Consider the following 11,603-nt stretch of genomic DNA (forward strand, 5'->3'; position numbering starts at 1 on the left):
ATCTTTGTCCCCTAACTTTCGGCGAGTCCCCCCAGACTTTTTGAGAAGCTTCCTGGGGAAGGGGGATAACTAATCAAACTGAGGTGGTGAGACTAATAGAAACCTCCAATAAGAGGAGATCGGTTCGGTTTTGAAAGATAAACTCACTATAGTCAGCTAAATCATCTACTCCCAACAAGGTCAATACAACTTCGGCACTTAACCAAACCACTGTTCGCCAAAATAGTTTTGTCCATCGGACTTTCATGAAAAGTTTCTCAACGAAATCACTAGTTGAAGTTCCATAAACTATTATAACAAAATATAAATTAATGTAACAAATACTTGACTTTTGATACAGCAATTTTTGTCTTGCTCAGAATAAGAACATTAGTGATCTAATCAGCTAACTCCCTGAAACAGAAGGGTCTGATCAACTTTGAAAGTGGGCTGAGATTTGAGATAATCAAGGAATTAAAGGATTTGCTCATCGCTTAACTGCATCCTCGATCGCATTTTGTAAGTGTCAACAAGATACTGTTGACCTTTTTCGGTGTCCCAACCGAGGTGAGTCATCTCGTAGCAGTTTTCAATTGAGTGTATCAAAATCTCGGTTTACTGAGGGTGGGGAGTGTACTTCGACTTCGCTCAGTAACAGGGAGGAGTGGGAAATGTGGAGACTATTTTTCTCTGAATTTGTAATCTATGCAAATGAAAATTGCTATCAGCGAAGAAGAAGGAGGCAGGAGTCTGCTCACAACCATGTTTACACATATTTACACAGTGAGATTTATTTATGTCCAACCATCTACTTTAGTTGTTGAGTAAAGATAAACGAGATAACAAATTGTTCCTTAATGCTTCAAAATATAATGACAACGGAAACTGATAGTACTCTAGCAATAACCAAAATAAACAACTGAGGTGACAGAAAAAAGTTAGCCCCACCCAAAACCATGAAAACCAAGCTAAAGGACTATCTGGTAATGTGGGAAATAGATAAGCTCCGGCTGCAACCATTAATGTGGGTAAGAACAAAAAACCCAAAGCTAACAAACGATAGCCCCACTGAAACATTCTAGCAGAACGAGTATTCTCCCAGCGTTTCCCAGTCCAATGCCAAGTTAAGGGAAGTTGACTATCAACAATGGTAATAGCCTGTTTATCCAGATTAGCCGTAAAAATATGACCACAAAAATTGCAAGAAAATGCCTCCATTAAGGGCAATGTCGTAATTTCTCCATGATGACACACAGGACAAGAATAAGCGTCGTAATAGTTTAATACAGTTGATGACGGACGTGAATATAACATAAACAAAAAACAGTGAACTTAAGCAAAATTGGGGGGAATGTTTTTGATGGTTGAAGAATCTAGTTTTAAACGACGTAATTGTTGTTGAATAACATTTTGTATTTTCTCCCGAGAAATTTCCACTTGTTGCTCTTTATTTCCAGGTAATTCTCGAAAAATAAGACTATCGATAGATTCTATTGAGAAAAGTTGAAACAATAAATGGGTGACAGGAATCGAAATAACGCGAATTTCTGGATTAACAATTCCTTGAAACGTCTCAGCATCTTTTTTAGTAGTAAAGGCATAAATTACCCGTTTTTCTTGTTTTGGGTTCTTTTTATTGCTTAGGGTTGTTACTAACCAAGACCGATTTTTACCATATAAAACATAGTACTTCTCATGTTGAAGCTGACTAGCAAAAAATTTTAGTGCTGGGGCAACCGCTTTTTCCATCACGGGAATTGGTACACCATGCTGAGGGGCTTCATTAATAAGGCTTTCCAATTGTTCCTCGAACTGCATTTTTGTCTCCACAGGACAACCCATAGGCATTCTCATTCTATCGGCTGTTTACTTTTCTATGTTAGCTCACTTATAAGTTCCTTGAACAGTTATTCTACGCAGTCTTTGACTCCCTTGATCAGTGCTAAAGAAGCCTATATTTCTTAATTGTAATTTAAGAGTATTTCCTTAATTCTGATTCAAGACGATTTTTTTATTCCTAATCAACTGGAGACTTAACAGAGGATTCTTGAATTTGAATTGAGGGGCTAGGCAAGGAATTTTGCCAATCTTGACCCAAAATAATGGTAACATCAGAGGCTAAATTTCCCGTACTTTCCACTAAAACTTCCCCTATTCCCAAATCCGCTCGTAAAGTTGCCGCTCCAAAATCATCACCGTTTTGGGCGAGAATTCTAGTAGTTTGTAGGGGTTCAGACCAGCGATCGCTAACAAATATTCGACGGTACCCTGCTTCTATCAGATGATTTACCATCCTCTGCACAGCTTCAGGATCTTCTGTACTATCTTGGATGGCAATTCTCAGTCTACTGGTGTTGGTGCCTTCTGTTTGAAAATTCCTTTCGCCATGATCAAAATGCTCAGCCGCCATGTTCTTAATCTGATAACGGTTAGGCAACCAATAACTTACTTCCTGTTTCCCATCTCCACTAAACCGTCCGGGGAGCATTAACATTTGTACGTTAGAGCGTTTGGTTTGGGAGGCATAACCTGATAAAGCTACTAGTTCTTCAACAGTTAAGTTGGTGTCTATATACTCGCTAATAATGGATAAAATTTCAGGAATTCTCAGTAGTGTTTGGGGTTTCAACGCCTGTTCTACTAAGGCTCTCATAAACATTTGTTGCCGTTGTACTCTTCCAATATCCCCATAGCGATCGTAGCGAAACCTCAAAAATGAAACAGCTTTTTCCCCGTCTAAATGTTGCTGACCTTCTTTGAGATCGATATAGAGATGTTGACTATGATCAGTATATTTCATGTCCTTGGGAACATACATATTCACCCCTCCCAAGGCATCAATAAACTTTTCTACCCCTTGAATATTCACCCGTATGTAGCGATCGATTTCTACTCCACCTAACAACTCGCTGACGGTTTCCGCCGCTAAAGCAGGGCCACCATAATAGTTCGCCTCGTTAATCTTTGTCAGTTGGTAGTTGATGGTTGTTTGGGTGTCTCTGGGAATTGATAGAAGGCTCAGCTTCTTGCTCACGGGATCGAACCTAACCAAAACCATAGTATCCGACAACCCTTTAAAGGAATTAACTAGGGCGTGATATCCTAAGTCCTCTGTGGGTTTTTCATCCAGTTCTGAGGTAAGAACTTTGGTTCCTAAAATTAAAACATTGACGGGACGGCTTAACTCAGGAAGCCGTAAACTTTTATAGGAAATAGCTTGATTTTTTCCGAATACCTCCTCTTCTTCTGGGGTGAGGGAACTTTGCTGTAAAGGGGTGGCTGATAAAGACACCGCGACGAAAGCTCCTACTGCAGCAGAACTCAATGATACTGCTGTAAGCCCTAGACCGATGAGAAACCAAGTCAATGCTTTAGGCTTTTTTTTGACAGAATATTCCTGCTGAGAAGAGTTTTGGGGATAATTTTTTTTGACTGACACAGCTTTCCTCACACCTTGAATGCTGTCTAAGCTAGGTTCTTTGTTGCCAGACGGCTACTTTAAACCAATACTCGGACTGTCTGTTTGGGATGATACCCCTACTAAGCTACTTATGATATCACATAGTTGAGTTAACTTTTGGGCAAGGAGTTTTCCTGTTGTTTACTATAAGTCCTGGAACATAAATATAATCAACGGTTTTAGTGATGAGAGGGAACTACAGCAAAATGAGCAGATACATTAAAATAACATAAATTGTTTTTGGGCTTAGGAAATAATGATTATGATCGAAGAACCGAAAATGTATCCTTATTTGTTTTTAAATATTATTCTATGAAATCTATTATCGGTTCTCTAATTATTGTCTGTTTTTGTCCTTTACTGGGAGGTCTTCCCATAATAGATTGGTTAACTTATATTTTTAAAGGTCAGAAACTATCTGGTATGGGAACAGGTAATGTTTCTGTTTCCGCTGCTTTTTATCACGGGGGAACTTTTATTGGGATTTTAGCTGTTTTATCAGAGGCAGGAAAAGGTATTTTTGCAGTGTTATTAGCCCGTTACTTTTTTCCTTTTCAACTACCGTGGGAACTGATGGCCTTGGTGGCTTTAATTATGGGTAGATATTGGATGGGAAAAGGTGCCGGAACCACTAATTTATTTTGGGGCATAATTGTTCATGATTGGGCTGCTACTTTCTTAACTGCTCTGATCAGCTTGAGTAGTTTTACAATTTTTCGAGATCGGGTAACAGGACGTTTATTGGCTTTATTTCTCTTAGCTTTTATTCTGACAGTCCGACATCCCCATGATCTAAATTATATTGTCTTAGCTTGGAGTTTATCGGGGTTAATGGCTTGGATTTTTAATCAAGTTCCCGATGATTTATCTTTACCAGAAAACGGAGTTAAATCTTCTTCTAAAACCATGTTTAAATTTTTTCGAGGGGAAAAGTCTCTTTTATCTTTAAATGATAAATTAGATGGGAACAAAGTTGGCAACAAAGCAGCTAATTTGGCTTATTTGAGAAGTTTAGGCTATGCTGTCCCCAATGGATGGATTTTACTCCCTGGAGATGATCCACAAATCCTTCTAGATTATATCGATCCTAGTCCAGAACATCCTTTTGTTGTTCGTTCTTCGGCTTTGGGAGAAGACACAGAAAACGCTTCGGCTGCGGGTCAATACTTAACTATTTTAAATGTTACTAATCAACAGGAATTATCCGCAGCTATACTGGATTGTCTTGCTGCTTATAATCATCCTCATGCGGTTAAATATCGTCAAGATAGAGGACAAAACGATCAAGGAATTGCTTTATTAGTTGAAAAGCAAGTTCAAGGTACTTTTTCGGGGGTTGCTTTTAGTCGAGATCCCGTTAATCCTGTGAATAATTGTGTTATTATCGAAGCCTTGCCAGGTAACCCTGATCGAGTTGTTTCGGGTAAAATTACTCCTGAACAATATCAGGTGGCAGTTTACGATCAACTGGAAAACGATGCTATTAAAATTCAGAATTTAGATCGAGTAAAGTCTAGAAATGTTCCTGATTTTATTATTGAAAAAGTCGCTATGCTTGCTAGGGATATCGAAAGCATTTATCATGGCATTCCTCAAGATATAGAGTGGAGTTACGATGGGGAAAATTTATGGATTTTGCAATCTAGAACAATCACCAATTTACAACCTATTTGGACTAGAAAAATTGCCTCAGAAGTTATCCCTGGGGTCATATCATCTTTAACTTGGTCTATCAATAAACCCTTAACTTGTGGAGTATGGGGTGATATTTTCAAACTGGTTTTAAAAGAGAAAGCAGAAAATTTGGATTTTAGTAAAACCGCTACACTACACTTTCAGCAAGCTTATTTTAATGCAACACTACTGGGGGAAATTTTCCGACTAATGGGACTACCTCCAGAAAGTTTGGAATTCCTCACTAGAGGTAGCAAAATGACCAAACCTTCTTTGATTTCTACTGTGGGTAATTTACCTGGTTTATTACGTTTAGCTAAAAGAGAATGGGATGTAGAAAAGGATTTTTTAAAAGATTATCAAAAGAACTTTAAACCATGTTTAGAAAAATTGCAAAATCAAGAAATAAATCAACTGTTATTACCTGAAATAATAGACAACATCGAAGAAATTTTATTGTTACTAAAACCAGCAACTTACTACAGTATTTTAGCTCCTTTGAGTTTAGCTATAAGACAAGCTCTCTTGAAGGTTTCTCCTGAAAAACTTAATAACGATGCTACTCCAGAAATCGCTGCTTTACAAGATTTAGAAAAGTTAGCCAAAGAAACTGCTTTGTTAGTTGATTTGGCGAATATTAACTGTGCTGATGATTTATTTTCAACCTTAGAAAACAATCATAAGGGACAAAAAATTGTTCAACAATTTAATCTAATTATAGAAAATTATGGTTACTTGAGCGATGTAGCCACTGATATTTCTGTCCCTTGTTGGCGAGACAATCCTAACCTTGTTAAAACTTTATTTACTCAGCTAATCTTCAATATAAACAGTACCAAAAGTAAACGTAAAAAAATTAGTAGTAACTGGAAAATAAAACAAGTTCAGAAAAGACTGGACTTAAAAGGACAGGTAACAACAGTTTACTCTCAACTATTGGCTCAGTTAAGGTGGCACTTTTTAGCGTTAGCAGAAGATTTAGCAGAGAGAGGTTTTATAAGTAAACAGGAGGATATTTTTCAGTTAACCCATGCCGAAATTTTGGAGATTGCCAAATCAGAATATCAAGAAAGTATCTCACAGATCCAGACAAAGATTAATCAAAGAAAAGAACAATTTACCACCAATAAAACTTTAAAAAACATTCCTTATGTTGTTTACGGAAATGTTACTAAAATAGCAGAAAATAAACTGAATTCATTAGATACAAATGCTCAAAAAATACAAGGAATAGGGGCAAGTTGCGGACAAGTAGAAGGATATGTCAAGATTTGCCGTAACCTTCAAGAAATAGGAAAGATCACAAACAACACCATCTTAGTAATACCTTATGCTGACTCAGGTTGGGGCCCTTTAATCGCCAACGCAGGTGGTATCATAGCAGAGGTAGGGGGAGCATTGTCCCACGGCGCAATCATTGCCCGAGAATATGGCATTCCTGCTGTAATGAATATTGACCACGCTACGGAAATTTTTAAAGAAGGCCAAAGATTAAAAATTGATGGACAACAAGGTATTATCGAACTAGTAGAAAACTAATCGGAAAAACTATGGTTAACATCCTTAACAAAACCCTAAAAATCAAAGATTGGTTAAAAAAGTTTCATCAGTTCGATTGGATAGTAGTAAGTTGTATCTTATCTTTAACAATAGCCATATTAATCCTGTTAATTATGGGAGATCAAGTTCCTTTTCAAGTAAAGTATTTTAGTTGGGAAGGTAAAAAAGTAGGAGTCAAAGATAAGACATTTACTCTGAGTTTTAATCGCTCCGTCAATACTAATAGTCTTGAAAAAAATCTCATAATCGAACCCCCTCTTCCGGGAAGACTTACCTGGCAAGGAAGAACCCTAATTTATACCTTAAATGATCCTCCCATATATGGAACTAATTACCAAATAAAACTAGACAATGTTCAACTAAGTTATGGGGATGAGGAGATTAAATCTTTTGTTAGTTTATTTAGTACCCGAGATAGAGTTTTTGCCTATATCGGTATCGAAGGAGAAGAAAAAGGTCGATTAATTACATACAATATCACCAATCTTAATCAACCTCAAAAAACCATTCTTACTCCCAAAGATTTAATTGTTACTAATTTTAAAATTTATCCCAATAGCGAAAAAATTATTTTCAGTGCCTTTGAACACAACACTCGTGGGAACCCTTTAGCGCAACAAGAACTTTACACTGTAACAACAGGATTTAACGTTGATCCCTCCAACACTCCGTCTCAGCGCGCAGGAAAACTTAAACGTATTCTTGATGCTCAAGAGTATCAGAATATTAATTTCGATCTTTCAAAAAATGGCAAAGTTATTGTTGTTCAAAGAGTTAATCAGAGAAATGAAAACGATAAAAGTTTATGGATAATTACGGAAGATAATAAGCTAATATCATTAGGTATCCCTGGTTCTGAATTTGTGATTTCTCCCGATGGAAAACGTTTAGCTGTTAGTCAACAAGGGGGAATACGGATGGTTCCTTTAGGGAGCGAAGGAGGGAACTCCCAGATTTTACAAAACTATGAAAAACCCCTTGCTTTTTCTCCAGATGGGGAGAAACTTTTGCTAGTTAAAGATAATGTAGATTACACTCGTTCTTTAGTAGTTATTAATGAAAATGGAAAAGATAAAGAACTATTTCGTACCCCCTATCCTATTCTAAACTGTCAATTTGAACCTAGAGACGAAGATGCTCTTTATTGTTTAAAAACAGATATTATTCAAGGTGAAGATGGACAGTATCGACAAGAACCTTTTTTATCAGTTATCAACATCAGCGAGGGAACTGATTTACCATTATTAGCTTTACCTAACTCCAAAGATGTAATTTTGAGTATGTCCCCCGATGGAGTAGCTTTATTATTCGATCAGGTAGTGACCACTTCACCCCAGTTTACAACTGATTTACTAACAACGGAAAAACAAGCGATCGCAGATGGACAAGTTTGGTTACTGTCTCTCCCGGACTTAAAAGGAGAAGATAAATCTTTAAAGATTCAACCACAAGAACTGATTTTTGGCTTTAAACCTCAATGGTTACCATAACTATCTCTAGACTACATTTTACATAACTGAAGGATGAGCTAAAATTGAATCATAACCACTGTAAAAACTACCACAAGGATTAAAATGCCCAAGATTATCTCTCTTGTTGTTTTAGGAATTTATTTACTAGGAATCTGGAAATTTGTTTCAGGGTACAATCGCACAAATTTTAGTCGTCAGATAGCAACGAAATTGATGTTAGCTTTGCTCTGGCCGGCTTTATTAGTGGTTAATACTTCCTATCGTCAAAACTTTACCAAAGCTCTAAAAGGGGGTAAATATTAACCATCCAATGACAAAAGTTGGCAAACTTTGGTTGATTGGAGGAACAGGAGATAGTGTGACCATAGGTCAAAGTATTAAGGACAACTCTTTTCATTGTCTTATCACTGTAACTACCCCAACTGCAGCCAAACTATATCCTTCTGACTCACTGGTTGACCTTCAAATAGGCAAATTAGATACAGCAAACATTCGACAATTATGCCATCGAGAAACTATTAAAGGAATTATCGATGCTTCCCATCCTTTTGCTGTCAATATTTCGCAAACAGTAATGCAGGTTGCTGAAAATGAGGGAATTCCCTATCTACGTTACGAAAGACCCAGTTTAACTGATAATTCTTATCCTCTTTATTTGAATAGTTTTGAAGACCTAATTAGAGGCGATTATTTAAGAAATAAACGAGTTTTATTGACAATTGGATGCAAAAACTTAGATCAATTTCAATCATGGCATCAACAAGCAACATTATACGCTCGTATACTTCCCCAGTTAGACTCTTTACAGATGGCCTTAAAAGCAGGATTTTCCAGCAGTCAAATTATTGCATTGCGCCCTCCCATTACACTAGAATTAGAACAAGCTTTATGGCAACAGTGGGCAATTGATTTGCTGGTTACGAAGGCTTCTGGGACACAAGGAGGGGAAGATATCAAAGTACAAGTCGCCAAGAAATTGGCCGTTCCTTTAATTGTTATTAAACGACCTTTATTAAATTACCCACAACAGACCGAACAATTATCTGATATTATTAAGTTTTGTTATAAATGTTTTCAAAAATAAACTATGTCTGATCCCATTACTCCTACCGTTAGCGATCGCATTTGTCAACACATGAACGACGACCATAGTAATGCAATTATTTTATATGCTCAAGTATTTGGCAATGTTCCAGAAACAGAAACAGCCATTATGGAATCTATTGATCCTGAGGGGATGAATTTATCGGCCACTGTTCAAGGTGAAAACATACCAATTCGGGTTAAATTTGACCACATTTTAGAGGACTCAGAAGACGCTCATCATACCTTAATCGATATGGTTAAAAAAGCTAGGAGTTCTCAAAATTCATAGTCCATTAGTAGAGGTTTAATTCTATTGATACTCTACGTAATAATTATCTTCTTAAGTTGTTAACTATTAATCGGTATTAAGATAGTTATACAGCAACTACTATATAAATATAAGTTAGCAACAATGTCGTATCAATCTCAACCATCTGCTGACCCCTGCATAACTACCTTCGATGAGTTTGTGCGATTAGCAGATTATTCTCTGATGGATACTTTAAATGCCGATCCTGATGCTACTGTCGATGGTGATGATCACTATGCCCGCCAGGTTTTTTCTGGTCATTTCGTACTTGTGACACCTACGCCGCTTGCAGAACCAGAATATGTCACCCATAGCACCACCTTCTTTAAAGAACTTGGGTTGAGCGACGAGCTGGCCTTTAATGAACAATTTCTCCGAGTATTTTCTGGTGATATCTCTGCTACCCATGAGCCTATGCGTCCGTTTGGCTGGGCAACTGGTTATGCCCTGTCGATTTATGGCAACGAATATACCCAAAATTGTCCATTCGGGACTGGTAATGGTTATGGCGATGGTCGGGCGATATCTGTATTTGAAGCAATAATCAATGGTCAGCGCTGGGAAATGCAATTGAAAGGTGGCGGACCCACTCCTTATTGCCGTGGTGCCGACGGGCGCGCAGTCCTACGTTCAAGTGTCCGTGAGTTTCTGGCGCAAGAATATATGCAGTCTTTAGGTGTTCCAACATCCCGTTCTTTAACACTGTATGTTTCTAAAACTGAGACTGTTACCCGGCCTTGGTATTCTCAAGATTCTCACTCCACCGATCCTGATATTTTGGTGGACAATCCTGTGGCTATTTCAACTCGCGTTGCACCATCCTTTTTGCGCGTTGGTCAGCTAGAGTTATTTGCCGGTCGCGCTCGCAGCAATGCTCATCCAAGAGCATTAGAAGAGTTGCGCATGATAGTGTTGCATTTAATAGAGCGAGAATACAAAAGCGACATTAATCAAAATCTTAGTTTTGCCGATCAATTGGTTGAGTTGGCTAAGCTGTTTCGCCAACGTCTAACTTCACTGGTGGCTAATTGGCTACGTGTTGGCTATTGCCAGGGTAATTTTAACAGTGACAACTGCGCAGCGGGTGGCTTTACCCTCGACTATGGACCATTTGGGTTTTGTGAAAATTTTGACCCTTGGTTTCAACCTTGGACTGGTGGCGGCCAGCACTTTTCATTCTTCAATCAGCCAATGGCAGCAGAAGCAAATTATTATATGTTTTGGAAAGCTGTCAGACCGCTACTTGCAGAAGAGACTCAAGCTTTAGAACAGTTCGATCAAGTAGGCCGTGACTTTGCAGAAGCAATGCAAGAACAAATCCAAAAAATGTGGGCGGCCAAACTTGGCTTGGCTGAATATAATCCAAAGTTATTTGAGCAATTAATGCAGTTAATGACCGACTCAGAGGTAGATTACACCATTTTCTTCCGCGAGTTATCCCAGATACCAGAGGATTTGGAACCATTGAAAAAGAGCTTCTACGTTAACACTTCAGAACAACTCGATGAGCAATGGCAATCTTGGCTACAAAGCTGGCGCAACCTCGTCATTAAGGACGGTAATTTGGCTGAGATATCAAAAAATATGAAACAGACTAACCCAAAATATACATGGCGAGAGTGGTTGATTGTTCCCGCCTACCAACAAGCCATGCAAGGTGACTACACCTTAGTCAAAGAGTTGCAAGAAGTGTTTAGCCATCCGTATGATGAACAATCACAGGAAATAGAAGATAAATACTATCGTCTAAAACCGAAGGCGTTTTTTGATGCTGGTGGCGTATCTTACTATAGTTGCTCATCTTGATGTTGAATTACCGTCACTTACTTTTTAGCTTCCCTGCGAGAAGCCCCGCACTGTACCGAAGGTCAGTGTCGGGATGGGGCGTATAAACTGAGGAGGAAACCTCCTCAGACAGCCCCTCATGAAAGCAGGGGCAGCAGCTTTGAGACTTAACCAAAAAATGATATAATTGGAGAAGTCTAATTGACACCTGGAAACAGGCTCAAACTCACATCTTGCACCAAGAAAAGTTGATATGAGGAACGATGGCTAAAACTCT

The 11,603-nt window shown here is 38.2% G+C and carries 10 protein-coding genes; 6 read left to right on the top strand and 4 right to left on the bottom strand.

Annotated features, from left to right (window positions below; genetic code table 11):
- Positions 1-73 precede the first annotated feature (73 nt).
- The 4 genes from P9B04_RS05550 to P9B04_RS05565 form a co-directional block, all read right to left on the bottom strand.
- Positions 74-247: a hypothetical protein gene (locus P9B04_RS05550; RefSeq protein ID WP_342054009.1), complete on the bottom strand. Its 174-nt coding sequence runs from the start codon at positions 245-247 to the stop codon at positions 74-76.
- Positions 248-792: 545 nt separating this feature from the next.
- Positions 793-1,293: a hypothetical protein gene (locus P9B04_RS05555; RefSeq protein ID WP_342054010.1), complete on the bottom strand. Its 501-nt coding sequence runs from the start codon at positions 1,291-1,293 to the stop codon at positions 793-795.
- An 18-nt stretch (positions 1,294-1,311) separates the two neighbouring features.
- On the bottom strand, positions 1,312-1,833 hold the full coding sequence (locus tag P9B04_RS05560) for a hypothetical protein (RefSeq protein WP_342054011.1): 522 nt from the start codon (positions 1,831-1,833) through the stop codon (positions 1,312-1,314).
- 163 nt (positions 1,834-1,996) lie between these two features.
- Positions 1,997-3,418, bottom strand: a complete 1,422-nt coding sequence (locus tag P9B04_RS05565; RefSeq protein ID WP_342054012.1) for an LCP family protein — start codon at positions 3,416-3,418, stop codon at positions 1,997-1,999.
- Positions 3,419-3,751: 333 nt separating this feature from the next.
- Here P9B04_RS05565 and P9B04_RS05570 point away from each other — a divergent pair, with 333 nt between their 5' ends.
- The 6 genes from P9B04_RS05570 to P9B04_RS05595 all read left to right on the top strand — a co-directional run bounded on the left by P9B04_RS05570 (position 3,752) and on the right by P9B04_RS05595 (position 11,347).
- Positions 3,752-6,652 (top strand): glycerol-3-phosphate acyltransferase, encoded by a 2,901-nt coding sequence (locus P9B04_RS05570; protein WP_342054013.1) that lies wholly within the window; start codon positions 3,752-3,754, stop codon positions 6,650-6,652.
- An 11-nt stretch (positions 6,653-6,663) separates the two neighbouring features.
- Complete coding sequence (locus P9B04_RS05575; protein ID WP_342054014.1) at positions 6,664-8,163, top strand: hypothetical protein; 1,500 nt, start codon at positions 6,664-6,666, stop codon at positions 8,161-8,163.
- 84 nt (positions 8,164-8,247) lie between these two features.
- Positions 8,248-8,448 (top strand): hypothetical protein, encoded by a 201-nt coding sequence (locus P9B04_RS05580; RefSeq protein WP_342054015.1) that lies wholly within the window; start codon positions 8,248-8,250, stop codon positions 8,446-8,448.
- Between the two features lie 7 nt (positions 8,449-8,455).
- Positions 8,456-9,229, top strand: a complete 774-nt coding sequence (locus tag P9B04_RS05585) for a cobalt-precorrin-6A reductase (RefSeq protein ID WP_342054016.1) — start codon at positions 8,456-8,458, stop codon at positions 9,227-9,229.
- 3 nt (positions 9,230-9,232) lie between these two features.
- On the top strand, positions 9,233-9,520 hold the full coding sequence (locus P9B04_RS05590) for a DUF2470 domain-containing protein (RefSeq protein WP_342054017.1): 288 nt from the start codon (positions 9,233-9,235) through the stop codon (positions 9,518-9,520).
- A 204-nt stretch (positions 9,521-9,724) separates the two neighbouring features.
- Positions 9,725-11,347 carry a protein adenylyltransferase SelO gene (locus P9B04_RS05595; RefSeq protein ID WP_446717967.1) on the top strand — a complete coding sequence of 541 codons (1,623 nt, stop codon included), beginning with the start codon at positions 9,725-9,727 and terminating at the stop codon, positions 11,345-11,347.
- Positions 11,348-11,603: the final 256 nt, after the last annotated feature.

Source organism: Crocosphaera sp. Alani8 (assembly GCF_038442745.1).
In the GTDB taxonomy this organism is placed as follows: Bacteria; Cyanobacteriota; Cyanobacteriia; order Cyanobacteriales; family Microcystaceae; genus Crocosphaera.

What these genes read in the sequence shown, in the direction of transcription:
- P9B04_RS05590 (WP_342054017.1), top strand. Translation starts at nt 9,233, where the DNA reads ATGTCTGATCCCATTACTCCTACCGTTAGCGATCGCATTTGTCAACAC.
- P9B04_RS05580 (WP_342054015.1), top strand. Translation starts at nt 8,248, where the DNA reads ATGCCCAAGATTATCTCTCTTGTTGTTTTAGGAATTTATTTACTAGGA.
- P9B04_RS05575 (WP_342054014.1), top strand. Translation starts at nt 6,664, where the DNA reads ATGGTTAACATCCTTAACAAAACCCTAAAAATCAAAGATTGGTTAAAA.
- P9B04_RS05560 (WP_342054011.1), bottom strand. Translation starts at nt 1,833, where the DNA reads ATGAGAATGCCTATGGGTTGTCCTGTGGAGACAAAAATGCAGTTCGAG.
- P9B04_RS05570 (WP_342054013.1), top strand. Translation starts at nt 3,752, where the DNA reads ATGAAATCTATTATCGGTTCTCTAATTATTGTCTGTTTTTGTCCTTTA.
- P9B04_RS05595 (WP_446717967.1), top strand. Translation starts at nt 9,725, where the DNA reads ATGGATACTTTAAATGCCGATCCTGATGCTACTGTCGATGGTGATGAT.
- P9B04_RS05550 (WP_342054009.1), bottom strand. Translation starts at nt 247, where the DNA reads ATGAAAGTCCGATGGACAAAACTATTTTGGCGAACAGTGGTTTGGTTA.
- P9B04_RS05585 (WP_342054016.1), top strand. Translation starts at nt 8,456, where the DNA reads ATGACAAAAGTTGGCAAACTTTGGTTGATTGGAGGAACAGGAGATAGT.
- P9B04_RS05555 (WP_342054010.1), bottom strand. Translation starts at nt 1,293, where the DNA reads ATGTTATATTCACGTCCGTCATCAACTGTATTAAACTATTACGACGCT.